The sequence below is a fragment of the Bacillus cereus group sp. BfR-BA-01441 genome (genome assembly GCF_022663075.1).
GTDB lineage: Bacteria > Bacillota > Bacilli > Bacillales > Bacillaceae_G > Bacillus_A > Bacillus_A cereus.
This window is the reverse complement of the sequence record NZ_JAKUEU010000075.1, coordinates 1-25,001: the sequence shown is the minus strand read 5'-3', so window position 1 is coordinate 25,001 and position 25,001 is coordinate 1. Positions and strand designations below refer to the sequence as shown.

Genomic DNA, 25,001 nt, shown 5'->3' with positions numbered 1-25,001 from the left:
TAACATTTGTTACAATAGTAAAAATAGAGGAGGGACGTTATATGCCAAAGGGTACAGGTAAGGTTATTGCACAGAATAAAAAAGCATTTCATGATTATTTCATCGAAGAAACATACGAAGCAGGGCTTGTCCTTCAAGGAACGGAAATTAAGTCGATTCGCGCTGGACGCGTAAACTTGAAAGATGCGTTTGCACGTGTACATAATGGTGAAGTATGGGTTCATAATATGCACATTAATACGTACGAACAAGGGAATCGTTTCAACCATGATCCACTTCGTACGAGAAAATTACTTCTGCATAAAAAAGAAATTGATAAACTAGCGGGCGCTGCGAAAGAAACAGGTTACGCATTAGTTCCACTTAGAATTTATTTGAAAAATGGATTTGCAAAGATGGCACTTGGTTTAGCAAAAGGTAAGAAGCAATATGATAAACGTCACGATTTAAAAGAGAAAGAAGCTAAACGTGAAATTGCACGCGCGTTCCGTGATCGCCAAAAGATGTAATACAGATATTTACATTTGTAAAATGGAGCGCGTATGTTATAATAACTTATGTAAGGTTGTTGCACATTGAAAAACAGCTCTTAGTAGCTATCACGATATTTTCTTCGTATGCTCCATTTTTATCATGGGGACGTTACGGATTCGACAGGGATAGTTCGAGCTTAGGTTGCGAGTCGAGGGGATCGGCCTCGTTAAAACGTCAAAGCCTATAATTGGCAAACAAAACAATCTTTCTTTAGCTGCTTAATTGCACTAAAGGTTCCTCCCTCCATCGTCCATGTGGTAGGGTAAGGGACTCAAACTAAGTGGACTACGCCGGAGTTCGCCGTCTGAGGACAAAGGAAGAGAACAACCAGACTAGCAACTTGGAAGCCTGTCGATAGGCCGAAGAGTTCGCGAAATGCTAATATATCGACTACACTCGTAGAAGCTTAAGTGCCGATATTTTTGGACGTGGGTTCGACTCCCACCGTCTCCACCAATACATATTTGGTGGTTTTTTTATTTTATATATAACAAGAAGCATAAGGCGGCCGTTTTGGCCAACTTATGCTTCTTTTAGTTTACGGCCAACTTATGCTTCCAATATAAAAAAATGGGTTAATAAGTCAGCTCTTTAGTTCATATAAGGGTCCCGCCAACCAAATGACATACAAAAAACGCCATCCTTTCCTGTGATTCTACAGAAAGAATAGCGTATTTTTTCATTTTTTGGGGTATTTTATTTTGTTAACTTGATAGCGATGTGGTGCTACCCCTAAGTATGAAAAATTTATTTTGGAAGCCTGATTTTATTCTCTAATCCTATAACCCGCATTGGTCCTTGTAAGGTTAGTTTAGTTAACAAAGCGGCCATAAAAGCAGGACTATATTTCATACCATTTTCTAGCCAAGTACTAATGACACCTATATGTGCTGAAGTAATATAGCTAGTAAAAATCTCCTTTGGAATACCTAATTCTTCATCAGATTCTACAATAGAAGATAATAAATCACCATATACTTTTTCTTGAACAATTTGTAACATACGACGTCGGAATTCTGGTAACCCTCTATCCCCTAACATCACTTTAAAAAAATCATGATTTTCGGCTATATATTCAAAAAGCCTTAAAAAAGAAAGTGGTGGATTATGTTCATTAACTTCTTGGATTGTTCCATTTCTTTCTTTAGGTTTTACTCGTTCTATTAATTCTTCTAACGTCTCATCCATACTTTTCAAAAGAAAATCCTGCTTATCTTGGTAATGTAAATAAAACGTGCCACGAGTAAGCTCCGCTTTATCTGTAATATTTTGAACAGAAATCGTATTCAAATCTCTTTCTTCCAGAAGCTCAATAAGAGCATCCCTTAAATACCTAGTAGTTCTCTTTACACGAGGATCAATTTTTTTATTTTTAGACATAGTTCCTTCTCCTTGTCTATAATTTCAAATCTTTTGGACGATATGTATCGAATTGTCTTTTATAAGACATTATAGAGTTTTTTGCACATTGACCAAAATCCATAACTTGATAAAATTATTATATACAAAGCGTTCATTAATTGACAATAAGTAAACTAATGAACATATTGTATATAATATAACATGAAGGGAACGATTTATTATGAAAGCATCACGTCTTATTGATGTTCACCATCACATTATTCCAGAGGAATACAGTTCAACTCTTGAATATTTTGGAGTTGCAAAATCAGGAGGCATGCCTATCAAAAAATGGACTCCTGAAGATAGCATTGCAATGATGGACCGTTTAGGAATTGAAGTTGGTATCGGTTCTATTTCCGAACCTGGTCTAATTCCTGTTGCAAATCCTGATTTAGCAAAAAAACTTGCTCGCAGTATTAATGAATTCCAAGCGGAAATGATTGCTAAATATCCAAAACGTTTTGGAGGCTTCGCATTTTTACCACTTCCACACGTTGAAGAATCAATTGAAGAGTTAAAATATGCCTTAGATGAACTTAAACTAGACGGTGTTGGTTTATTATCTAACTATAATGGTCATTTTCTAGGTGACCCAATCTTTGACGAATTAATGGATGAATTAAACAAACGTAATGCAGTAGTATTTATTCACCCTAGTGCACCAGTTGAAGCAAGCCCACGCGCAAGATTCTTAACAGCGGACTTCATGGCAGAGTTTACATTCAATACAACTCGTGCGGCTGCTAACCTTGTGTTAAGTGGTACAATCGAACGTTGTCCAAATATTAAATTTATCCTTGCTCATGCAGGTGGTACACTTCCATATTTAAAATGGAGAATCGGACAATCTTACCGTTCAGCTAAAGTTTGGATGAATGATCCATTAGTATCTGAAAGATGGACAACACTAACAAAAGACCCTGAAGAATATATCAGCAATTTCTATTTTGAAACAGCAATTTCTACTCAACCAGCAACTTTTGAAGCTTTAAAAGATACAACTGATTCATCACACATTTTATTTGGTAGTGATGCACACTATGCTCCTGAAGACTGGACAAAAGAAATGATTGAAAGAATTTCTAATTATCCAAACTTCGATGATAAAACTATCGAAGACATTTCAAGAAATAATGCTCTTAAACTCTTCCCACGCTTTAAATAATGGTTTAAATAAAGACAAAAGGTACAGATAAAAATAAACGCTAGTCATAATGAATAGACACCCCGACGAATGTCGCAGGCATTTTAAAAAGCCCAATTTGAACATCACTGTTTGAATTGGGCTTTTACTGTTTATTAATTTGTATAACTTTGGGGCGAATGAAAATAAATCATGAAACAAAGAAAAACCCTGTTATTATTGCATTACTCATTGCAACAGGAATGTTATCTGGTAAAAAAGAAAAACATTTTTTTGCACAGTAGACAAGTTGAAGCAGAAAATTAAGCTAACTTTGTAGAATAACCTAACTACGTTTAGGTTCTAGATGAAAAATTATAAAGAAAAACACGGAGGTGCTCTTATGAGTATACGAAATAAACGATTCGCTTATGGAAAAAATCAGTTGCAGTTTGGGGATCTGCGTCTCCCAGAAGGAAAGGGGCCTTATCCCGTTGCAATTGTTCTGCACGGTGGATTTTGGAAAAATATTTGGGGCTTAGATATGATGGAACCTGTAGCAAAAGATTTGGCGTCAAGGGGTATAGCGACTTGGAACATTGAATTTCGTCGTGTTGGCGATGAAGGTGGAGGATGGCCAGGCACTTTAATTGATGCTGCAAATGCGACCGACTATTTACAACAAATAGCGGAAGAAAATCATCTTGATTTAGGCCGGGTTATTGCTATTGGGCATTCTGCAGGAGGTCATTTGGCTTTATGGTTAGCGGGTCGTAAGAAACTACCGGAAAATAGTGTTTTAAGAATTACTGATCAACCGCTTTCTCTTAAGGGAGCAATAAGTTTAGCAGGAGTTAACGATCTTGCACTAATGGATGATGTCCATCATTTACGTCTATCAGAATTCGGTAAAGAAAATAACCATCCTGTAACTGATTTGTTAGGCGGGACACCGAAAGAGGTTCCAGAGCGTTATGAGGAGGCTTCTCCAATTCAATTATTGCCCCTTCAGGTTCCACAAGTTCTTATTCACGGATCACTCGATATTAATGTGCCAATCGGAATTAGTTATAACTACAAGCGTGTAGCAGATGCTTCTGGGGATCAAGTGAAAATGGTGGAAATACCATCCGCAGAGCACTCTAAAGTGATAGATCCCAATGTGGAAGAATGGTCGTATATCGTCACAGAAGTTATCAACTTATTAGATATGGGGCAATAACACCTAGCCATCAATATAAGTTTGTATGAGCTTAATTTCATAAAGCAGCTTTAGTATTATAAACTTATTTTTAAAGCTTGATTTGTTGTCCTTCCATGCCCATCAAGCTGAAACTTTAATTTGCTGTTTTGTGAATTTTGCTGTCAGCTTATGGGTTAATAATTAATTTACGGCCAATTTATGCTTCCAATTCTGTTGAATAATTAGATAACCATCTACAAAAATAAGTGTTTTCTGGCCAACTTATAGGTAAAGTGACATTGTATGATATGAAACATAATTTTCCGGTTTGGTGAGGTTATGGTTCTTTTTGTTTTGTAATTTTATAAAATGTTTAAGTTGATGGAGCGTTACCCCTGAAATAGAAAATGAAGAAATGGGTATTGATGATAAGCAAGTAGATACTATAGATACTCGTAAACGAGCGATTGGTGATTATTTATTTTTATTATACTTTATTCAAATGTTTATATATTTTGTCTTTTTATCCATACCTATTGTAAGATTATATAGAGTTCTCCTAATAAGCTGTTTTAATGGATTATTTAGGGGTTTTAAATTTATAAATCTTAAATTGTTTTTTCGGGATAATTTTTTATCTAAATAAGTTATATTGAAGTAGAGGTGAACCATCGGTGAAGCAGGTGTTGGTGATTAAAAATGAACGGTCTTCAGCAAAGAAAATCGTAAGCGGTCTAACGCAAGAAGGCGATTTCATTTTAAAACTTCACAATGAAAACGAAGGTTTAAATATAATATATGAACAAGATTGGGATATTATCATATTGGATTGGGATTCATTAAGTATACCGGGACCAGAAATTTGTAGACAAATACGACTTGTTAAAACGACACCGATTATTATTGTGACCGACAATATTTCTAGTAAGGATTGCGTAGCAGGGTTACAAGCAGGAGCAGATGATTATATAAGAAAACCATTTGCGAAAGAAGAATTAGTAGCAAGGGTTCAAGCGATTTTAAGGAGAAGTGATTGTAACCAGCAAAAGGAGATAAACTTTTTTCAGTTTAAAGATCTCTTTGTTGATGCATCTAGCAATATTGTGAAAAAAGGTGGCGAAAAACTCTCGCTTACTAAGCGGGAGTACGATTTACTTGTATTTTTAATCAAGAATAAAAACACAATATTGAGCCGTGAAATGCTTTTGAATCAAGTATGGGGATATAATGTAGTAGTAAATCCAAATGTAGTAGACTTATATATTGGGTATGTAAGAAAAAAGTTAAAGTGCGAGAAGAAAGACAGATATATTCAAACGATACATGGTAGAGGCTATTCAATGATTGAATGATAAAATAAGGTAATAGAAAACGAGTAAAACTATTTCATTCAGTTTTACTCGTTTTTTTGTTAAATGTGATAATCAAATAGTTTCTGAGAAATATTAATAGATGAAAACTGTAAAAAGAATATTTCTATCAGGCAATGGATTATGAAAACATTAGCTATTAATGAGCATCTTTTAGGTAGTGTGGAGGGGACGAGTTGAGACCAGATCTACTGAAAGTGTCTACTCGAAAAAAATCGACATGCTCTGAAGAATAAAGGTTAATCAACACGCCCGACTTCATATATTACTTTGTTTGCCTGATTTTATGAATTCACACCATTCACAAGATTTTCACAGAATTAATGACTATACTAATTAACAGGATATTCAAATGAAAATGATTATCAATAGCGATTCAATTGAATAAAAGTTACTTTCTAATTCAATCTATGGATGTCATCATTTTCGAAATAAATCACACTATAAGGAGTATACATATGAAAAAATCTATGCTTTTAAAATTAGTGAGTATTCTAGCAGTTTTCACTTTAATGTTAGTAGCTTGCTCAGATTCAAGTAAAGAAACTTCGAAGGCTAATAATAAAGATAATGGTAGTGATAAGCCAAAAACGGTTGAAATCACTGATGCTCATGGAACTGTTAAAGTCCCTGTAAACCCAAAGAATGTAGTTGCTTTGGATAACAGAACGTTTGAAACTTTATCTGATTGGGGAATTAAATTAGCGGCTGCTCCAAAGGATATCATGCCTGCTGATTCAGCATATAAAAAGGATGAAAAAGTTCAAAATATTGGGAATCACCGTGAACCAAATCTAGAAATTATTGCAGCGGCAAATCCTGAACTTGTAATTGTTGGTCAAAGATTTGCTGACCATTACGAAGAAATCAAAAAATTAGTACCAAATGCAGCAGTTATTGATCTTAATTTTGATGTTTCTGAGAAAGCTACTAAGCCTGGCGAAAACTTAGTAAAAGGACTTAAAGATTCTACAATTACTTTAGGAAAAATCTTTAATAAAGATAAAGAAGCTAAACAATTAGTAGCTGATTTTGATAAATCTATTGAAAAAGCAAAATCTGCTTATAACGGAAAAGATAAAGTTATGAGTGTTATCGTTACTGGTGGTAATATTGGTTTTGCTGCTCCACATTCTGGTCGTGTTTGGGGACCAATGTATGAAATTTTCGGTTGGACTCCAGCGTTAGAAGTTTCAAATTCTACTGCAGGTCATAAAGGTGATGACGTTTCTGTTGAAGCTATTGCACAAACAAATCCTGATTGGATTTTCGTATTAGATCGTGATGCTGCAACATCTGATGCAGCTAAGTCAACACCTGCTAAGGATGTTATTTCTAAATCACCTGCTCTTCAAAACACAACTGCTGTTTCTAAAAAACAAGTTATTTATGCACCAGAAGATACTTACACAAATGAATCAATTCAAACTTATATAGAGTTATTTGGAAATATGGCAAAAACTTTAGCTAAGTAGTGTAAAGGGGTACGAAACAGTGTCAAAAAATATGATTTCTAGGGTTGAGAATATTTCTCAACCCCAGTTTTATAATCAAAATAAAATATGGACAAAACCTTTTATAATAGCAGTTATAGTTGTTATAATTTTAGGGATTATATCACTGTTTACTGGAGTTTATGATATACGTGGACAAGAGGACGGGACAGAGATGTTTTTCATAACTCGTGTTCCGAGAACAGCTGCATTAATGCTTACTGGAGCTGCGATGGCGATGGCAGGGCTCGTCATGCAACTCATTACACAGAATCGCTTTGTTGAACCTACTACAACGGGGACTATTGAATGGTCAGGCTTAGGCCTGCTTTTTGTGTATTTATTATTTCCTGCCCCGACTTTAGTTCAAAGAATGACTGGTGCAATCATTTTTTCTTTTATAGGAACTATGATTTTCTTTCTATTTTTAAGAAGAGTTAAGCTTCGTTCGTCTTTAATTGTTCCGATTATTGGATTGATGCTTGGAGCAGTAATTTCTGCAGTGTCTACTTTTTTAGGACTCCTTTTTCAAAAGACGCAAAGTATTGAAACTTGGTTTGTAGGTTCATTTGCTAACATTCAGGTGGGAAGATATGAATATTTATGGCTGATTGTTATCATTACTTTTCTTATTTTTATGTATGCTAATAGATTGACTTTAGCTGGACTAGGAGAAGATGTCGCAACAAGTCTTGGAGTTAATTACAATAGAATTGTTCTTTTTGGGACTGCTCTTATCTCTGTTGCAGTTGGAATTGTTGCAGCTGTTATTGGACACTTACCTTTCTTAGGATTAATTGTGCCAAATATCGTTTCAATGTTTAGAGGTGATGATCTTAGGAGTAATTTACCTTGGGTTTGTGTGATCGGAATGGGATCAATAACTGCCTGTGACATCATTTCTCGAACAATTATACAGCCTTTTGAATTACCTGTTTCTTTAATACTTGCAACAGTGGGAGCAGTCGTGTTTATTACTATTTTATTGAGACAAAGAAAACCAAGGAGGCTACGATGATCACATTAGAATATAGAAAAAAAGAAAATGTCGAAATCGATTCTAGCCTTCATAATGAAAGTAGATCAGCTAGCGCTTTTCGGTCTAAGAAGGAAGCAAGACGTTATTGGATTTTACTGATAACATTGATTGCTTTAGGTCTTCTTTCTTCATATGGACTTTTAGTTTATAACAATCCAGTTCCGATAGATTCACCTTCTTTTATCCCAGTCGTTAAGAGAAGGATAGTAGCTATTGTTGCAATGATTATTGCTGCGGTTTGCCATAGCTTGTCGACAGTTGCCTTCCAATCTATTACGAATAATAAAATTATTACTCCATCGCTTTTAGGTTTCGAATCACTTTATTCAGCAATTCAAACGAGTACAGTATTCTTCTTTGGTGCTAGTGCGTTAATAAATTTTAATGGAATTGGATCATTTTTATTCCAAGTTGTTGTTATGGTCTTCATGAGTTTGATACTTTATGGATGGTTACTTTCCGGTAAATACGGGAATTTACAACTTATGCTTTTAGTTGGAATTATTATTGGTACCGGGCTAAATTCTGTGTCAACTTTCATGAGAAAACTACTTGCGCCTTCAGAATTTGATATTTTACAAGCAAGACTATTTGGTTCTGTTAATCATGCAGATCCTGCATATTTTCCTATTGTAATTCCTATGATCATAATTGTAGCGGTATTAATTTTTGCTCATTCTAAGAATTTGAATGTTTTATCACTAGGAAAAGATGTTGCTACTTCTTTTGGAGTTAAATACCAACCTAGTGTAATTTATACGCTTGTATTAGTAGCTATTTTAATGTCCATTTCAACAGCTCTAATTGGGCCACTTACTTTCTACGGCTTTTTAGTGGCAACTTTGAGTTATCAGGCAGCGTCAACTTATGATCATAGATATATTTTTCCGATGGCTTTTGCTATAGGATTTTTAATAATGACGAGCGCATACTTTTTAATGTATCATGTATTCCATGCTCAAGGTGTAGTTTCAGTTATTATTGAATTATTTGGTGGAATCATATTCTTAACTATAGTTTTAAGGAAGAGGGCTTTATGATAAAAATTGATAATGTTAAAAAGTTCTATACTGATAAGGTAAAAATAGGACCTTTGGATATTGAAATACCAAAAGCAGGCTTTACTTCTTTAATTGGACCAAATGGTGCTGGAAAGTCAACGACACTTTTGATGATTGGCAGACTTTTAGATATGGATGAAGGCCAAATTCAGGTAGCAAATATGGATGTTTCTGAATCCAAATCAAAAGACTTAGCAAAAGTTTTGACTATATTGCGACAAGAAAATCATTTTGTAACTAGGCTTACAGTTAGACAATTAGTTGGATTTGGGCGCTTTCCTTATTCAAAGGGAAGGTTGACTAAAGAAGATGAGGTTATCATTTCTAAATATATCGATTTCTTAGATTTAACTAGTTTAGAGAATAGATATTTAGATGAGCTTTCTGGTGGTCAAAGACAAAGGGCATATGTAGCGATGGTACTGTGCCAAGAGACGGAATATGTACTTTTGGACGAACCTTTGAACAACCTTGATGTTGCTCGTTCTGTTCAAATGATGGAGCATTTAAGACGTGCAGCTAATGAATTTGGAAGAACAATTTTGACGGTTATGCATGACATAAATTTTGCAGCTAAATACTCGGATAAAATTTGTGCTATGAAAGATGGACAAATTGCTGCTTTTGGAACAGTAGAAGAGGTTATGGACTCAACACTTTTGACAGATATTTTTGAAACAAAAATAGAAATTATTAATGGTCCTTATGGGCCAATAGCAGTTTATTAGTTATAAAATGTCTTGCGTAGATTATGCAAGACACTCTAGTTGAAGTTGCTGTCTGTATTTTATAGGCAGCAGCTTTTTTTATGTGATTACTCATAAAATGCAAAAGAATGCTTCACCTTTTCAAGTATGTACCAAGTGGAAAAAATATCTCTGTATAATTTTTTAAAAGAATTCAGCTTGTTTTTTTTATATGTAATATTGCATATCAGAGTGTATTGATAAAAGTGTAAGGGGTCACTATAATGAGGGCATAAAGATAAATCATATTTTCGTAGCAATAAAAAGGAGGAAATAATATGGAAATCGCAATGGCAGTTTTAAAATTTGTAGGTGGCGTAATCCCGTTAATTCAAGAACTTTTAAAAGCATTTATGTAAATTTATTAGTTAGCAATCATTTATCAATCATTATCATATTTTACTAAAAAAAGAACGGGGTGATTTTTCTGAATATTAAGAAAAACACTAAAAGAAGAAAGTTCCTTGCATGTTTATTAGTTAGTCTATGCACTATTAATTATTCATCTATTTCCTTCGCAGAAACACAAGCAAGTAATGCAACTGATGTAACCAAAAATGCTAGTGGCATTGATACTGGTATAGCAAATCTTAAATATAATAATCAAGAGGTTTTAGCTGTAAATGGTGATAAAGTAGAGAGTTTTGTTCCGAAAGAAAGTATCAATTCAAATGGTAAATTTGTAGTAGTAGAACGCGAAAAAAAATCACTTACAACGTCACCAGTCGATATTTCAATTATTGATTCTGTAGTGAATCGCACGTATCCAGGAGCTGTACAACTTGCAAATAAAGCTTTTGCAGACAATCAACCGAGTTTATTAGTGGCTAAGAGAAAGCCTTTGAATATTAGTATAGACTTACCGGGCATGAGAAAAGAAAATACAATCACTGTCCAAAATCCGACATATGGTAATGTAGCTGGAGCAGTAGACGATTTAGTATCTACTTGGAATGAAAAGTATTCTACAACACATACGTTACCTGCAAGAATGCAGTATACGGAATCCATGGTTTATAGTAAATCGCAAATCGCAAGCGCTCTTAATGTTAACGCTAAATATCTTGATAACAGTCTAAACATTGATTTTAATGCGGTTGCAAATGGAGAGAAAAAAGTGATGGTAGCGGCGTATAAGCAAATATTTTATACGGTAAGTGCTGAACTACCTAACAATCCATCCGACCTTTTTGATAATAGCGTTACTTTTGATGAGTTAACTCGAAAAGGCATAAGTAATTCGGCTCCACCTGTTATGGTTTCAAATGTAGCTTATGGTAGAACGATTTATGTAAAATTAGAAACAACATCTAAGAGCAAAGATGTACAAGCTGCTTTTAAAGCCTTACTTAAGGATAACAGCGTTGAAACAAGTGGACAGTATAAAGATATTTTTGAAGAAAGTACCTTTACTGCTGTAGTATTAGGCGGAGATGCGAAAGAGCATAACAAGGTTGTTACTAAAGATTTCAATGAAATCCGAAATATTATTAAAGATAATGCTGAATTAAGTCTTAAAAATCCAGCATACCCAATTTCATATACAAGTACTTTCTTAAAAGATAATGCAACTGCTGCTGTTCATAACAATACAGATTATATTGAGACGACAACTACAGAATATTCAAGTGCTAAAATGACACTTGATCATTACGGTGCTTACGTTGCTCAATTTGATGTATCTTGGGATGAATTCACATTTGATCAAAAGGGTAACGAAGTACTAACACATAAAACATGGGATGGTAGCGGAAAAGACAAAACGGCTCATTACTCTACAGTTATCCCTCTTCCACCGAACTCAAAAAATATAAAAATTGTAGCAAGAGAATGTACAGGTCTTGCATGGGAATGGTGGAGAACAATTATTAATGAACAAAACGTTCCATTAACAAATGAAATAAAAGTTTCAATTGGAGGAACAACATTATATCCAACAGCTAGTATTAGTCATTAAGTATAAAAAAAGCGCCCTATAAGTAGGGCGCTTTTTTACTTAGTCACAAATTTTATTCCTCTATTTGCCGGGCAGCCCGATTGATGAGGGCTGATTAATAATGTAATTCCTAATATAGTTAATCGGCGTTGATTTACTTCTTCACGTAAAATGGATTGAAATGAAATTCCTATTACTTGGACAAGTGTTGCTAAAAGTGTGGCAATTGGAGGAATAAAACTTTATGTTCCTTTGTTTTGGGCCAACTTAAGAAACTTTTGTAAAATGATAGGATTACAAAAATGTAATGTGGGTGTAAGGAAACTGGATTGTACCATCTGTATGGTTAAAGCATACTTAAGGTAAGGAAGATTTATATTTTAACGGGTATAAATCTTACAAGTAGAATAGAAAGGTTAGGTATTATCATATGAAATGGATCATGAGAATTTTTGTGTTATTAGCTATAGTAGGAGGTGCTTTCTACTATATGAAGTCAGGGAATGGATACTATTTGACTAAACAATATTATGTAAAAGTAACGACTGATTCTAAAGTAGAAAACGAAAAATTGAGTAATGGAGAAGTTCTTACGTATCATGTTTACGATGAGAAGGTGTACGATAAAAAAGGGGAAGAAAGAGAACTGAAAATTTCCTTGCAAAATGAATTGGAAAAAAATCAATATTATTTGATTGATTGGGAAGATCGCCGTGGGATTGTTTCTAAAATAGCTAAAGTGAATCAAGCAAAAATAGAAAAAGGTATTTTAGATAAGTTGAACGCAAATTCATAATATTTCAGGATAAGTTAATCAAAAGCTGTGTTGGCGTAAGATTTATAAGAAAAAGGTATTGTAGCAAAAATAAAAGAGATTATTATAAAACAAAAAAGACCGAACCGTCTGGTTCTGTCTTTTTTTAGGAATGAAGAATGAATTTTACAAATGATGTGCACAAAGCTGGATTGCTACAATTGGGATGACATGTATGAATAGTGGACTGTAACACTTATGTAGATGGTTTGCAGAGATATAAAATCAATATAGAAGAGGAGTATTATTCTAGATGACTTATGTAACTACAATTTTATCAATAGCGGGTATCGTTATCATGTCTTTAGCGAGGATTAATTTTAAAATAAGGGCGTTTGCTAATAAACCAGCTTGGGGTGGCTTCACTCTTCCCTTAATTCTAATTGGATTTATTTTATTTTGTATCGGCATGTTTTTAGGTTTTGTAAATCATCAACTATAAGGTGGAAATATTGTGAAGACGAAAAGCTACATGTTTTTCGTCTTTTCGTTCTCTTGCTTAATAAGAAAGATCCTGCAACTCAGTACAGGATCTTTAATCAAACGTATTTAAAAACTAAATTGTGGCTTCATATCACCTTTATAAGGTTCATGTTCAACGAATATAGTTATATCCTTACCAGCTTGGTCTTTACCAGTTCTTTTATACGTAAATTTATTCTTATTTAGTTCAGTAAGTTCAAGAGCAGCACCGTATTTGTTATTTCCAATTGAAACATGGGCTCTTATTTTATTTTCGTGTACAACATCGAAGTAGCCATAATCACCGCGGCTTTGACCTGTTTCGCTATTGAAAAACTCATATTTATTAGATTTGTCATCAAATTTTGCTAAACTTATAAAATTCGAATTAAACTGTGTTACATCGTTACCAGCTTCATCTAATACCTTTGTTCCATGCCAAAGGGTACTGCCTAAAATTTTATCTCCATCAACGTTTTTAACAATATCTCCTGTAGTCGTGTTCAGCTGCTTGTCCGGATCAGTGAAAGAAAGTTCTTTTTCTTTATATGGGACATGTTCAACGAAAACTTCTACATCTTTACCGTTAGCGTCTTTCCCCATTCGTTTATAAGTAAATACATTTTTATTTAGTTTTGTCATGTCAACGACAGCTTGATACTTCATTGATTCTGAAATTAATATTCTCTTCTTCCCATCATTTGTGACAAAGAAAGTGCCTTTATCACCACGACTTGCACCTGTTTTAGCATCAAAAAATTCATATCTGCCTGACTTCGCATCATATTTTGCAAGACCAATGAAGTTTGCATTCTCTTTTGTTAAGTCATTCTTATCTTTGTCATACACTCGTGTACCTTGCCAATTTGTCTCGCTAAGAATATTAGCCATTTTTTGCCCTTTAGTTAATTTATTTTCCTTTTTTGTTTCTTTAGCAACTTGTTCTTGTTTTTGTTTTCCATGATTTTCTTCAGCTTTAGTACCAGCACACCCTGTTAATGCTAATGTGAATCCGAGCAGTACGGATGAAAGTGCTTTTGCTTTTTTGTTCATGTTTTATCGTCTCCTTATTTTATGATTTCAAGTAGTACGGTTAGCGATTATAGTAGCAGTGCGTCATATATGAACTTAGTTGCTACGTTTCTTATGTTAATCCCCGACTATAAACTGCCTCTAAATAAAACATTAAAAAAAGATAAACTAATTCCTAAAAAATGTTCATATTTATAAAAAATCGCTAGCTTGCTGTAGTGCCTACGAGTAATCCAAAAAATACATTGTAAAGAAGAAGGAAAGCCGCTAATAATAATGTAATTGCTAATAGAGCTAATCGATTGTAGTGCAAAACTTTTGAGAAAAACTGTAGGGGTGGTGTTTTTGTAAGACTCTTTCGTTAGCAATCGGTTGTACATCATCATGAATTTGAACACCTAATGTATCAGGTAAGAAGAAAGTAGCCCCTTCATTGTTCGCAATATGTTGTACATGAATAACTGTTTTATGTTTTTCACGAAATGCTTTCAAAACTTCTTTCGCTTTTTGTGCGGCTTTTTCAGGTTGATGTAATTTCATATTGCCACCTTCAAAGTAATCATTTTGTATGTCTACTAATAGCAACGCTTCGTTCATCGTTATGCCCCCATACTTAGTGATTCAGCACGTTATTTGTACTGTACCGTTATTATATAAATTGTAGCTATGCGGAAGTAATAACGTTGTGAAACGATTTTGGGGTATATCGTTTCAGTGTGAAAAAAGTGAAAGTTGCTATAAGTACAAATGAATTTTGTGGACTTCACGGCAAAGTTATAGATAGAGTGGCATTGCAGGGTTAAAAACCATAACTTTGCTGGAGGAGCGGGTTATGTTTTTTTTATGAGGAAATACGATTTTAAGTTTTTGCTGAAGGTGTTTTTCTAGGATATGCTGTGAGTGATTGGAGTGAGGTAGTGTCAGATATTGTCGACCAATCGATATATTGGAAAAATCGTTGATATATTGTGAGTTGTGATAGATATATTGGAAAAATCGTTGATATATTGTGAGTTGTGATAGATATATTGGAAAAATCGTTGATATATTGTGAGTTATGATAGATATATTGAAAAAATCGTTGATATATTTGTAAAGGGGTGTTTGAGGTGATTGTGAAAGAAAGAAAAATGCCGATTTATATAAGACAGTTAGAAGCACTGCTTAGAAGGTTACCTGTACATCATCCAAAACGAAATTTAATTGGAGAAAACTTGGCAAAACACATGGCGGGGTATAAAGGGGAGCAAGCAATTGATTATCCACTTAGTTTTATTTCTGAGAAAGAGTATAGTGTTTTACATGATGTTCGCTTATCTAATCATGATCAATACTTTCAAATTGATACTATTATCATTTCCACAAAGTTTCTTCTTTTTCTTGAGATAAAAAATATAGCAGGTACATTAATGTTTGATGCAAAGTTTAATCAACTTATCCGAATAACAGAAGGAAATTCAGAGGGATTTCCAGATCCGGTTTTACAAATAAAAAGGCAAGAAATACAATTAAAGAAATGGTTAAGCTTACATGGATTTTCCTCTAGTCTTCCAATCGAGTCCCTCGTTGTTATTAGCTCGCCTCGTACCATTATAAAATCTTCAGATGACAATCTTCTTCATACAATTATTCATAGTGCAAATTTACCTCATAAAATAAAGTGGTTTGAAAGTAAATATAAGAGAAAAGTTATAGATAATGTAGATAGGCTCATTCATCAAATAATAACGGAGCATTCTCCACTTCAACAAAATATACTTGAGCAATATAAAATAGAAAAAGAGGAGTTGTTAAATGGAGTACAATGTGAGAAATGCTTAGTTATTCCAATGGTTAAAGTGAAGAAGGGCTGGCGTTGTACAAGTTGTAAAGATTTTTCAAAAGTGGCACATGAGGATGCTATACGAGATTATGCATTGCTCATTAGTACGACATGTACGAACGGTAATTTGAAAGAGTTTCTCCATGTTTCGTCGGGTATGGTTGTAAACAGAATTCTCCACACACTAAATCTCCCCTACACTGGCAACAACAAAGGACGAATATATGATTTAACTTCTTTCCAATCGTAATTTTGCTATAATAAATAAGTACTTATACGAAGGGGAGTCTAAAGAGAAAATGAAGTCATTTAATATCGATCATGTTATAGCTAGTGTTTTGCAATGGATATTAAATATAGCTTTAATTATATTATCCATTGTGTTATCGATTTTCTTAGTGAATGAGACAATTACGTTTGTGCAGTATATTTTTTCGGCAAAAGAGTATACGTCTTATAAATTGGTTGAAAGTATCATCGTTTATTTCTTATACTTCGAGTTCATTGCATTAATTATTAAGTATTTTAAATCGAACTATCATTTCCCGTTACGTTATTTTATTTATATCGGAATTACGGCCTTAATTCGATTGATTATTGTGTCTCATGAGGAACCGATGGAGACGTTATTATACGCAGGAGCAATTCTTGTTTTAGTTATTGCTTTATACATATCGAATATGAGAGATTTGAGAAAAGAGTAGTAGTGCAGACATAAGTTTGCACTACTTTTTTACATCTTGACCTTCAAGTTGCTTGAAAGTTTACAATGAAATTAGGGCGTTTGAAATCGAAAAAAATTGAGAAATTAAGTGAAGAGGTTTCTTTTACTTGGAGGTTATAGGAATGAATCAGGAATTGAAGTTACGTCCATTAGAACGAGAAGATTTAAAGTTTGTACACGAACTGAATAATAATGCGCATATTATGTCGTATTGGTTTGAAGAGCCGTATGAGGCATTTGTGGAGCTGCAAGACTTATACGATAAACATATACATGATCAAAGCGAACGCCGATTTATCGTTGAGAAAGACAATGAAATGGTTGGATTAGTTGAGTTAGTAGAAATCGATTATATTCACCGTAGAACAGAATTCCAAATTATTATCGATCCGAATTATCAAGGATATGGTTATGCAGTGGATGCGACGCGTTTAGCAATGGATTACGCTTTTTCTGTATTAAATATGCATAAAATATATTTAGTTGTGGATAAGGAAAATGAAAAAGCAGTACATGTTTATAAAAAAGTTGGGTTTATGGTAGAAGGTGAGCTTATCGATGAGTTTTTCGTTGATGGTAACTATCATAATGCGATAAGAATGTGTATGTTTCAGAAGCAATATTTTGAAAACAAGTAGTTGAAAGATTCGGAAGTAATGTTGACGCTTCGTAAAAACGTATGCTAAAATCCCTTTTAAGTATTAAGGAAGGTGCAGAATATGCTTTATATAAAATTTGTAAAACTCATTAGAAAACTTTGCTCCGCACAAATGTATACGGTGAAGCGTTGTACGGAGCTTAATCAAGGGGGATAAATTCCCTATATTCATCGGCTGAATAACTTTTCTAAAAAAGTATAGTTTATCTATGCTTATTTCGTTATGGTTTTTCAGCTGGTGTATAAAATAGATTAAGGGGCCATAGACAATGCTTTGTCTATGGCCCTTTGTGTATATTATTCCGATGAGTATTTACTATAAATTGGAGTAGTATAGAAAAAACCACGAAGCAGAGGGCTAGTGTCGAATGACGCTATCTCTCTGCTTTTTTAATTTCAGGAAAAGAGGAATAAAAATGAGTTTACTTAAAGTTGAAAGTTTATCACATAGTTTTATAGATAAAGTATTATACGAAAATGCTTCTTTTGATTTGCATAAAGGGGAGCATATGGGAATTGTTGGACAGAATGGTGCAGGGAAAAGCACATTAATGAAAATATTGGTGGGGGAAATTATTTCTGATAAGGGAGACATAAAGTGGCAACCAAATATTCAAATTGGACATCTTGATCAATACGCAGAAATTGATGAGGGTTATACCATTTCTCAATATTTAAAGAGAGCCTTTTATGATTTGTATGAAATGGAAAAGAGAATGAACAAGTTATATGAAGAAAGTGCGATGACTGGAGATGAAAATCAACTATTGAAAGCGGCAGAAATTCAAGGACTGCTCGAGGCTCATGATTTTTATTCAGTAGATAGTATTACGAATAAGGTGGCATCCGGCTTAGGTATTGATGTGATTGGGATGGATCGTGTTATTGGTGAATTAAGCGGAGGGCAGCGTGCAAAGGTAATTTTAGCAAAGCTCTTATTAGAAGAGCCTAATATTTTATTACTAGATGAACCGACGAATTTTCTTGATAAGGAGCATGTGGAGTGGCTTGCTAATTATTTAATGAATTTTGAAGGAGCGTTTATTGTCGTATCACATGATTTTGATTTTCTGGAAAAGGTAACTTCTTGCATATGTGATGTAGAGTTCGGGACAGTTAAGAAGTATTACGGCAAATACTCAGATTTTGTAAGGCAGAAGGAGCATTTGCGAAAAGATTATATTCGCCAATATTATGCACAGCAAAAGAAAATTGAAAAAACGGAAGAGTATATTCGTAGAAATATTGCTGGGGTGAATTCAAAAATAGCGCAAGGTCGTCGAAAACAATTACAGCGTATGGAAAGAATTGCGCCACCAAGTTTTACTCATAAACCGTCTATTCATTTTCAGGAACTTCCCATTTCAGTTCAGACAGTTCTTGAAGTAAATAACCTTGAAGTTGGTTACGACTTCGCTCTCTTACCAAAGTTGAATTTTTCAGTAATGGGTAGGCAAAAACTTGTTATTACAGGTTTCAATGGAGTAGGAAAATCTACTTTATTAAAAACAATCGTTGGAAATATTGATAGTATTTCTGGAGAGTTTCACTTTTCAGAGCAAATAAAGATTGGATATTATGAGCAAGATTTAAATTGGAGCAATGATTCTTTAACGCCGCTTCAAATTATTTCAGAACAGTTTCCTAAACTGAATATGAAGGAAATACGCCATCATTTAGCTGCGTGTGGAGTGAAGGATACGCACGTTTCGCAAGAAATTCGTACGTTAAGTGGTGGTGAACAATCGAAGGTGAAACTGTGCGGATTATTATTATCACCTTGTAACTTATTAATTTTAGATGAGCCGACAAATCATTTAGATGCAGAAGCGAAGGAAGCTTTGCAAAAGGCGTTAATTAAGTTTAAGGGCAGCATTATACTCGTATCTCACGAAGCGAGTTTTTATCTTGATTGGGCAGATAGCATCTTTCATATAGAGACGGGATTAGTTAAGGGGGTGTGAAACATATGAGTGAAAACAATTGGAAAACGAAAATTATATTATTTTTGACCGCTCAAACTATTTCGTTGTTCGGTTCCTCTCTCGTGCAATACGCGATTATATGGTATATCACCCTTACAACATCATCAGGAGTGATGTTGACTATTTCAACTGTTTGCGGTTTTCTACCACAAATTGCGATATCTTTGTTTGCAGGTGTTTGGATTGATCGTTATGACCGTAAAAAGATGATTATGTTATCGGATGGAATTATAGCGATTGCGACGTTAGTTTTAGCAATTTTATTTTTAACAGGATATAAAAGTATTTGGTTACTTTTTATTGTGTTACTCATTCGTTCAGCTGGGACAGGAGTACAAACGCCAGCTGTGAATGCATTAATTCCGCAAATCGTTCCGAAAGAGTATCTTATGAAAGTAAATGGAATAAATAGCAGTATTACATCTTTAATTATGTTTCTTTCTCCAGCAGCAAGTGCGATGATTCTTTCTATTGCCAGCATTGAAACAACATTTTTTATTGATGTTATTACGGCTATGATTGGAATTAGTATTATGTTTATCATTCAGGTGGAAGGACATGTGAATGTAGAGAGTAAGCAAAAATCTAATCTACAAGGAATTAAAGAAGGATTCTCTTATTTAAAAGAAAATGTATTTATTAAAAGGCTAATCGTTTTATTAATTATCGTCATGATTTTAATAAGTCCAGCTGCTTTTTTAACACCTTTAATGGTAACTCGTTCTTTCGGGGCTGAAATGTGGAGACTTACTGCTAGTGAGATGACCTTTAGTGCGGGTGCGGCAGCTGGTGGCGTATTAATTGCGGCGTGGGGTGGTTTTCGTAATCGTATGTATACAACAGCGCTAGCTTGTGCATTATATGGACTGCTTATGATTGGACTCGGAATAGCACCGATATTTATTATATATTTAGTCTTTAATTTTTTAATTGGTATAACGATGCCGTGCTTCAATACACCAGTTACTGTGTTATTGCAGGAGAAAGTAGAACCATCAATGCACGGACGGATGTTCAGTCTTGTACAAATTGCGAATTCATGCGCGCTTCCTCTAGGAATGATAATATTTGGGCCATTGTCGGATATGTTTAGTGTAGAGATTTTGTTAATTTATGCTGGGATATTCGTGCTATTTTGCGCAATGTATATTGTATTAAGCAAGAGGTTTGAAGTGTAAATATTTATAATACAGAGGGTTTGCGAAGTGATTTAATATGCTTCGTAAACCTTTTTGTTATTATTCTAGTCAATAATTATTTATTGTTAAACGATAAATAATTATTGACTGTTAATGATTTTTTGGATAATATGATGTTAAGAATCTAAGGAGAATTACATGAGTAGAGGAGAATGTGAAATGAAAAATAAATACGTAGTAGCTATTTCTTTCATGATTTTAGCGATTATTTCTTTAACTATACATGCTTCAAACAGTAAAGTAGGAGCGGATGGATTCCTTGAAGAACCTTTCTTTTTCCTAGTACCGATAAGTTATGTATTGTTCCTTAGTGGTATTGGTGTATTATTATTTGGATTTATTACTTCAAAGCTGAAAAAGGGCAATAAATAGGGGTTACCAATAGGGACGAAACACTCACTATGAAATAGAAACATACCATATGGAAGAAAAAGAATAAGTGAGATGAATCATGATGAACCATCATTTTTATAATGGAAGACAAGTAGGAGCAGCTATTACGCTGGCTGGGGCACAGGGAACAATTCATGCTATGAATCAAGCTATTCAAATGCAACAACAAGCATATTTTGCACAAATGATGCAAAATCAGTATATGCCATATTCACAGCTTCCGATGCAAATTGTACATTACGATGTACATCCAGCTGGTTTATTTTCTATTCCATATGGTGGGACATATTTCTTATGAAAGAAAGCGACTCAATAGAGTCGCTTTTTTCATATTCCGCCTAGCTTCATTCCAAGGAATGCGAAGAGGATACCAATTATGTAAGTAGCGCTTAAGTATAAAAGGAAAGTGCTAATATTTTTTCGATTGAGAAGTTGAACAGCTTCTAGTTTAAACGTAGAAAATGTAGTGAATGCACCCATAAATCCAGTACCTAATAATAGTTGCCAGCCTGTAGTAACTCCGTTGCCAATTATATATCCAAGTAAAAACGCCCCTGTTGTATTAATAAGGAATGTAGCAAGTGGAAATTGTGTTTTATTTCTTTTCTTAAACCAATTGCTAATTGCAAATCGTGTAATCGCACCGAAAAATCCTCCTGTTGCGACTAATAAGGCTTCTATCATGAGTAATCACCTTCCGTAAGAGATTTCTTAATTAAGAAATCTCCAAGTGTATAGCCAAGGCCAGACATAATGAGGCCACCAAGTATGCTACATGATACATATAAGAAGGCTATGCTCCACTCAGAATGATTGATCAATTGCACAGTTTCTACACTAAATGTTGAAAAAGTCGTAAAGGAACCGATGAATCCAGTTCCGATGCCTGTGATGACCTCTGAAGGTAAGATGTTTAGCCGGGCGATATAAGTAGTTAGCCACGCTAAGAAGAAGCAACCGATTAAGTTAATGAGTAATGTTGCTAATGGAAATGAATGATGCCAAAATGTGGTGATATTAAGACCTAAATAATAACGAGAAAGAGCTCCTAATATACCGGCAATGCCGACGATAATATAAATCAATTTTCTCACCTCTTTAAATAGATTGCTCAAAAAAATAGACTCCTACCAGTATGTATACTGGTAGGAGTCATTAGCTAAGCAGCGTTTATGGCGAACTCCATCGCCTAGGATTATTACATATAGTGTACTAAATATACCGTTTAAATTCCAGTGAGGAGGTGGGTGTAACGTTTCTTTTTTTGATGTCTGAAGGTTTTTCAAGTAATTAAAATGGGATCGATTACTTATCAACTAAATATAGTGATATACGGTTTTAATTATGATAAAATGTTTCTTATGTGTGTCGTTTTGTTTTATTTGACTGAAAATAAAGAAAAATAAATTCGCGTGAAAAGGAGTCATTTATTTGAAGAAATTTTTAAAAATCGTATTTACATGTGTTTTAGTAGTAGCGGGCATTGTAGGAGGATTTCTAGCGTATATGACACTTACTAAAGAACAGCCTGCTGATGTTATAAGCTTGAAGGTGGAGAATAATAAGGAGCGCGTATTAGCGACTGGAAATGAGTTTAAAGTTACAACATTTAATATTGGATATGCTGGGTTAGATAAGGATCAAGATTTCTTTATGGATGGTGGAAAGGGATCTGGTTCAAGTAGTAAAGAGCAAACGGAAACTAATTTAAAGAATATGCTTTCGTTTTTACAAAATGAGAATAGTGATTTTGCACTATTACAAGAAGTTGATATAAAGTCACTTCGTTCATTTGATGTAAATGAACATGAATTTTTGAAAAAAGGATTACCTGATTATGTTTCGTCATTTGGCAAGAACTACGATACGAAATGGGTTCCAGTGCCAATAACAAATCCAATGGGATATGCGGAGGCTGGATTAAGTACGTTTTCTAAATACACTGTTCAAGAAGCGAAGAGGTTCCAGCTTCCTGGAATGGAGCCTTGGCCAAAGCGTTTGTTTGATTTAGATCGAGCAATTGTGGAATATAAAATTCCTGTTAATAATGGGAAACATGTTAGACTCGTAAATTTACATTTGTCTGCTTATGATGAAGGAGGGAAAATTAGAAAACAGCAAGTAGAGTACTTAAAAGAATATATGAACAAGCATTATGAAAATGGTGATTACGTAATAATGGGCGGAGATTGGAATCAATTAGTTTCAAACGCTCAATTAAGTGATCCGAAGTTCGTGAAAGAGCGCCCTGAGTGGTTAGTAGAGTTACCGAAGGACTTTACGGACGGTGGCTTTAAGTGGGCTGTAGATCCGTCTGTTATGACTGTGAGAGATGATGTAAAGAAATATGTAGAAGGTGAAAATTTCGTCACTATTATTGATGGCTTTATCGTTTCACCGAATGTAGAGATTGTAAATGTACAAGGGAAAGATTTAAAGTTTGAAAATAGCGATCATAACCCAGTAAGTGCGGTATTTAAACTGAAGTAATTGATATGTATAAGTAGAAGGTGGGGCTTCATATGGAGTGGTTAAAGAGGACTTGTTTTTCTAACCTTGAGAAAGAATCACAGAAAAATCATTTATTACTGTTTATAACGATTTGTAGTTTCTTTCTTGGGATAATCGCAATTGGGTATTATGGATATATTTTTACAGAGAGAGCAATAGCGTTTTGGATTTGTGGTATTTCTGTCGTTGCATTTGGAACGCTGTTTACTTTTATAAAAAGTATGGAATCAGCGTATAAATATATCATGACATTTATGTTGCTTACAATGTCTTACATTATGGTACAAGCTTTTAATGAAAGCCCGGCTGTATTTCAAATGGTCTATTTTACATTAGCTGTTTCACTTATTTACTTAAGTGAGCGTCTCATTTTAATTCTTGGCGGGGTAGCTGTTGTGATCACATTTATCCTTTGTAGCTATTGGCCGGAGCAATTTTTTGCTTATACAGCCTCGTCTGAAGCTGCTAATTTCGCAAGTTTGTTAGCGATTGTAACAATCGCTATGTGGGGCGTCACGAAAATCGGTTCTAATTTGCTCCTTCGTTTAAGTGATGAGAAGCAAGAAGTAATGAGAAAAGCTCAGGAGTTAGAAGAGACGCAAAGACTTATTGAAGAAACAGTTGTGAAACTAGATAGTAATTTCAATCATTTAAGACAAAATATGAACACGTCGATGGAATCGATGAGTGAAATTAATTTTGCCTTTGAAGAGGTGGCAGTTGGTACGCAATCACAATCAGAGATGATGTATCGTTCGGTAGAAGTATTGAATGATATGGAGGGAAATATTGAACAAATCATCTCTCAAGTAAGAACTGCATCGGCTCGTGTGGATGAAAGCTTAGAAATTTCAAAAGGTAGTGTACATACTCTAAGAAATTTTGAAACTAACATGAGAAGTTTAAATGATGTTGTTTCACAGTCTGGAATTATATTTAGAGATTTAATGATGCAATCGAAACAAATTAATGAAATTGTAGATGTAATAACGAATATTTCAAGTCAGACGAGTTTGCTAGCTTTAAATGCAAATATTGAAGCTGCGAGGGCAGGCGAGCATGGAAAAGGTTTTGCTATTGTAGCGAGTGAAGTGTTAAAGCTTGCTGAAGAATCAAATCGTTCTGCGGGAAGAATTCAAGGGATTTTGAAGGAGTTTAGTAATCAAGCAAGTAAGGTAGAAGTGCAAGTAGAAAAGTCAGAAAGAGTACAAGAAGAATGTAACGAGATGTTAGCAAGCGTTTTAACAAATGTAACTGATTTAGGGAAGTTTATTGATGCGATTAATGAAGTAATGCGAGAGGTTGTTGTTCATCAAGAAAGTTTCCAAGTTAAAACGACGAATATCGTAAAGGATGTTACGCATGCTTCTAACGTAATTCAGCAAACTTCTACAGCTACAGAAGAAGTGCTAGCGAGTGTGGAAGAAGAAAAACATCGAAATGATACGTCAGTGAAGACGTTACAAACTGTTAGCGAGCAAGTGAAGTTGTTAGAAGATATTTTAGAAAAGT

At 34.3% G+C, this 25,001-nt stretch carries 24 protein-coding genes, 1 other RNA gene, 1 pseudogene and 1 riboswitch; of the genes and pseudogenes, 21 read left to right on the top strand and 5 right to left on the bottom strand.

Annotated elements, in window-relative coordinates:
* Window positions 1-41 precede the first annotated feature (41 nt).
* Complete coding sequence (smpB, locus tag MR107_RS23675) at window positions 42-509, top strand: SsrA-binding protein (protein ID WP_001123919.1); 468 nt, start codon at window positions 42-44, stop codon at window positions 507-509.
* 126 nt (window positions 510-635) lie between these two features.
* Window positions 636-990: a transfer-messenger RNA gene (ssrA, locus tag MR107_RS23670) on the top strand.
* A 291-nt stretch (window positions 991-1,281) separates the two neighbouring features.
* On the opposite strand, the gene MR107_RS23665 is transcribed toward ssrA, so the two are convergent.
* The gene (locus MR107_RS23665; RefSeq protein WP_242292801.1) at window positions 1,282-1,914 is read right to left on the bottom strand and encodes a TetR/AcrR family transcriptional regulator; all 633 of its coding nucleotides are present in this window, start codon (window positions 1,912-1,914) and stop codon (window positions 1,282-1,284) included.
* A 199-nt stretch (window positions 1,915-2,113) separates the two neighbouring features.
* Between MR107_RS23665 and MR107_RS23660 the strand changes: the two genes are divergently transcribed.
* From MR107_RS23660 to MR107_RS23610, 10 genes are all read left to right on the top strand, one after another.
* A complete protein-coding gene (locus MR107_RS23660) occupies window positions 2,114-3,103 on the top strand; it encodes an amidohydrolase family protein (protein ID WP_033689835.1) in 990 nt (329 codons plus the stop codon).
* Between the two features lie 361 nt (window positions 3,104-3,464).
* Complete coding sequence (locus tag MR107_RS23655) at window positions 3,465-4,283, top strand: alpha/beta hydrolase family protein (RefSeq protein WP_000027824.1); 819 nt, start codon at window positions 3,465-3,467, stop codon at window positions 4,281-4,283.
* 635 nt (window positions 4,284-4,918) lie between these two features.
* Window positions 4,919-5,596, top strand: a complete 678-nt coding sequence (locus MR107_RS23650; RefSeq protein WP_048538383.1) for a response regulator transcription factor — start codon at window positions 4,919-4,921, stop codon at window positions 5,594-5,596.
* Window positions 5,597-6,072: 476 nt separating this feature from the next.
* The gene (locus MR107_RS23645; RefSeq protein ID WP_000749448.1) at window positions 6,073-7,089 is read left to right on the top strand and encodes a siderophore ABC transporter substrate-binding protein; all 1,017 of its coding nucleotides are present in this window, start codon (window positions 6,073-6,075) and stop codon (window positions 7,087-7,089) included.
* A gap of 19 nt (window positions 7,090-7,108) precedes the next feature.
* The gene (locus tag MR107_RS23640; protein ID WP_000042077.1) at window positions 7,109-8,125 is read left to right on the top strand and encodes an ABC transporter permease; all 1,017 of its coding nucleotides are present in this window, start codon (window positions 7,109-7,111) and stop codon (window positions 8,123-8,125) included.
* Window positions 8,122-9,186 (top strand): iron chelate uptake ABC transporter family permease subunit, encoded by a 1,065-nt coding sequence (locus MR107_RS23635; RefSeq protein ID WP_000631245.1) that lies wholly within the window; start codon window positions 8,122-8,124, stop codon window positions 9,184-9,186. The genes MR107_RS23640 and MR107_RS23635 overlap by 4 nt, the downstream gene beginning before the upstream one ends.
* Window positions 9,183-9,935 carry an iron ABC transporter ATP-binding protein gene (locus MR107_RS23630; RefSeq protein WP_000590071.1) on the top strand — a complete coding sequence of 251 codons (753 nt, stop codon included), beginning with the start codon at window positions 9,183-9,185 and terminating at the stop codon, window positions 9,933-9,935. The genes MR107_RS23635 and MR107_RS23630 overlap by 4 nt, the downstream gene beginning before the upstream one ends.
* Window positions 9,936-10,371: 436 nt before the next feature.
* Window positions 10,372-11,910, top strand: coding sequence for an anthrolysin O/cereolysin O family cholesterol-dependent cytolysin Alo (gene alo, locus MR107_RS23625; RefSeq protein ID WP_071740924.1), 1,539 nt, complete (start codon window positions 10,372-10,374; stop codon window positions 11,908-11,910).
* 409 nt (window positions 11,911-12,319) lie between these two features.
* A complete protein-coding gene (locus MR107_RS23615) occupies window positions 12,320-12,685 on the top strand; it encodes a YxeA family protein (protein ID WP_078400853.1) in 366 nt (121 codons plus the stop codon).
* 271 nt (window positions 12,686-12,956) lie between these two features.
* Window positions 12,957-13,145: a hypothetical protein gene (locus MR107_RS23610; RefSeq protein WP_000222858.1), complete on the top strand. Its 189-nt coding sequence runs from the start codon at window positions 12,957-12,959 to the stop codon at window positions 13,143-13,145.
* A gap of 107 nt (window positions 13,146-13,252) precedes the next feature.
* On the opposite strand, the gene MR107_RS23605 is transcribed toward MR107_RS23610, so the two are convergent.
* On the bottom strand, window positions 13,253-14,218 hold the full coding sequence (locus MR107_RS23605; protein WP_001034145.1) for a DUF4822 domain-containing protein: 966 nt from the start codon (window positions 14,216-14,218) through the stop codon (window positions 13,253-13,255).
* A gap of 303 nt (window positions 14,219-14,521) precedes the next feature.
* A pseudogene (locus tag MR107_RS23600) lies at window positions 14,522-14,794 on the bottom strand (isochorismatase family protein); the annotation flags it as partial.
* Between the two features lie 518 nt (window positions 14,795-15,312).
* Here MR107_RS23600 and MR107_RS23595 point away from each other — a divergent pair.
* The 7 genes from MR107_RS23595 (at window position 15,313) to MR107_RS23565 (ending at window position 21,276) form a co-directional block, all read left to right on the top strand.
* Window positions 15,313-16,269, top strand: coding sequence for a nuclease-related domain-containing protein (locus MR107_RS23595; protein WP_002184034.1), 957 nt, complete (start codon window positions 15,313-15,315; stop codon window positions 16,267-16,269).
* Window positions 16,270-16,318: 49 nt separating this feature from the next.
* Entirely contained in the window at window positions 16,319-16,723 is a 405-nt protein-coding gene (psiE, locus tag MR107_RS23590) for a phosphate-starvation-inducible protein PsiE (RefSeq protein WP_000834708.1), read from the top strand.
* Between the two features lie 142 nt (window positions 16,724-16,865).
* On the top strand, window positions 16,866-17,381 hold the full coding sequence (gene speG, locus MR107_RS23585) for a spermidine N1-acetyltransferase (protein ID WP_001071092.1): 516 nt from the start codon (window positions 16,866-16,868) through the stop codon (window positions 17,379-17,381).
* Window positions 17,382-17,817: 436 nt separating this feature from the next.
* Window positions 17,818-19,365 carry an ABC-F family ATP-binding cassette domain-containing protein gene (locus tag MR107_RS23580; RefSeq protein ID WP_089607711.1) on the top strand — a complete coding sequence of 516 codons (1,548 nt, stop codon included), beginning with the start codon at window positions 17,818-17,820 and terminating at the stop codon, window positions 19,363-19,365.
* A 5-nt stretch (window positions 19,366-19,370) separates the two neighbouring features.
* Entirely contained in the window at window positions 19,371-20,564 is a 1,194-nt protein-coding gene (locus MR107_RS23575) for an MFS transporter (RefSeq protein ID WP_001293755.1), read from the top strand.
* A 180-nt stretch (window positions 20,565-20,744) separates the two neighbouring features.
* A complete protein-coding gene (locus tag MR107_RS23570; RefSeq protein WP_025118109.1) occupies window positions 20,745-20,957 on the top strand; it encodes a DUF3955 domain-containing protein in 213 nt (70 codons plus the stop codon).
* Window positions 20,958-21,036: 79 nt separating this feature from the next.
* Window positions 21,037-21,276, top strand: a complete 240-nt coding sequence (locus MR107_RS23565; RefSeq protein WP_242292799.1) for a DUF3947 family protein — start codon at window positions 21,037-21,039, stop codon at window positions 21,274-21,276.
* A 29-nt stretch (window positions 21,277-21,305) separates the two neighbouring features.
* Here the strand turns inward: MR107_RS23565 and crcB (MR107_RS23560) are convergent, their stop codons facing one another.
* Both crcB (MR107_RS23560) and crcB (MR107_RS23555) read right to left on the bottom strand, forming a co-directional pair.
* On the bottom strand, window positions 21,306-21,662 hold the full coding sequence (gene crcB, locus MR107_RS23560) for a fluoride efflux transporter CrcB (protein WP_242292798.1): 357 nt from the start codon (window positions 21,660-21,662) through the stop codon (window positions 21,306-21,308).
* Window positions 21,659-22,063, bottom strand: a complete 405-nt coding sequence (gene crcB, locus MR107_RS23555) for a fluoride efflux transporter CrcB (RefSeq protein ID WP_000639315.1) — start codon at window positions 22,061-22,063, stop codon at window positions 21,659-21,661. Before crcB (MR107_RS23555) ends, crcB (MR107_RS23560) begins: the two co-directional genes overlap by 4 nt.
* A gap of 54 nt (window positions 22,064-22,117) precedes the next feature.
* Window positions 22,118-22,177, bottom strand: a riboswitch (Fluoride riboswitch).
* A 232-nt stretch (window positions 22,178-22,409) separates the two neighbouring features.
* On the opposite strand from crcB (MR107_RS23555), the gene MR107_RS23550 reads away from it, so the two are divergent.
* A complete protein-coding gene (locus MR107_RS23550) occupies window positions 22,410-23,468 on the top strand; it encodes an endonuclease/exonuclease/phosphatase family protein (protein ID WP_000714051.1) in 1,059 nt (352 codons plus the stop codon).
* A gap of 32 nt (window positions 23,469-23,500) precedes the next feature.
* The coding region (locus MR107_RS23545; protein ID WP_000455083.1) for a DUF4077 domain-containing protein at window positions 23,501-25,001 on the top strand (1,501 nt) is incomplete at its 3' end.

What these genes read in the sequence shown, in the direction of transcription:
- smpB (WP_001123919.1), top strand. Translation starts at nt 42, where the DNA reads ATGCCAAAGGGTACAGGTAAGGTTATTGCACAGAATAAAAAAGCATTT.
- MR107_RS23665 (WP_242292801.1), bottom strand. Translation starts at nt 1,914, where the DNA reads ATGTCTAAAAATAAAAAAATTGATCCTCGTGTAAAGAGAACTACTAGG.
- MR107_RS23655 (WP_000027824.1), top strand. Translation starts at nt 3,465, where the DNA reads ATGAGTATACGAAATAAACGATTCGCTTATGGAAAAAATCAGTTGCAG.
- MR107_RS23645 (WP_000749448.1), top strand. Translation starts at nt 6,073, where the DNA reads ATGAAAAAATCTATGCTTTTAAAATTAGTGAGTATTCTAGCAGTTTTC.
- MR107_RS23635 (WP_000631245.1), top strand. Translation starts at nt 8,122, where the DNA reads ATGATCACATTAGAATATAGAAAAAAAGAAAATGTCGAAATCGATTCT.
- MR107_RS23630 (WP_000590071.1), top strand. Translation starts at nt 9,183, where the DNA reads ATGATAAAAATTGATAATGTTAAAAAGTTCTATACTGATAAGGTAAAA.
- MR107_RS23615 (WP_078400853.1), top strand. Translation starts at nt 12,320, where the DNA reads ATGAAATGGATCATGAGAATTTTTGTGTTATTAGCTATAGTAGGAGGT.
- MR107_RS23610 (WP_000222858.1), top strand. Translation starts at nt 12,957, where the DNA reads ATGACTTATGTAACTACAATTTTATCAATAGCGGGTATCGTTATCATG.
- MR107_RS23605 (WP_001034145.1), bottom strand. Translation starts at nt 14,218, where the DNA reads ATGAACAAAAAAGCAAAAGCACTTTCATCCGTACTGCTCGGATTCACA.
- psiE (WP_000834708.1), top strand. Translation starts at nt 16,319, where the DNA reads ATGAAGTCATTTAATATCGATCATGTTATAGCTAGTGTTTTGCAATGG.
- speG (WP_001071092.1), top strand. Translation starts at nt 16,866, where the DNA reads ATGAATCAGGAATTGAAGTTACGTCCATTAGAACGAGAAGATTTAAAG.
- MR107_RS23580 (WP_089607711.1), top strand. Translation starts at nt 17,818, where the DNA reads ATGAGTTTACTTAAAGTTGAAAGTTTATCACATAGTTTTATAGATAAA.
- MR107_RS23575 (WP_001293755.1), top strand. Translation starts at nt 19,371, where the DNA reads ATGAGTGAAAACAATTGGAAAACGAAAATTATATTATTTTTGACCGCT.
- MR107_RS23570 (WP_025118109.1), top strand. Translation starts at nt 20,745, where the DNA reads ATGAAAAATAAATACGTAGTAGCTATTTCTTTCATGATTTTAGCGATT.
- MR107_RS23565 (WP_242292799.1), top strand. Translation starts at nt 21,037, where the DNA reads ATGATGAACCATCATTTTTATAATGGAAGACAAGTAGGAGCAGCTATT.
- crcB (WP_242292798.1), bottom strand. Translation starts at nt 21,662, where the DNA reads ATGATAGAAGCCTTATTAGTCGCAACAGGAGGATTTTTCGGTGCGATT.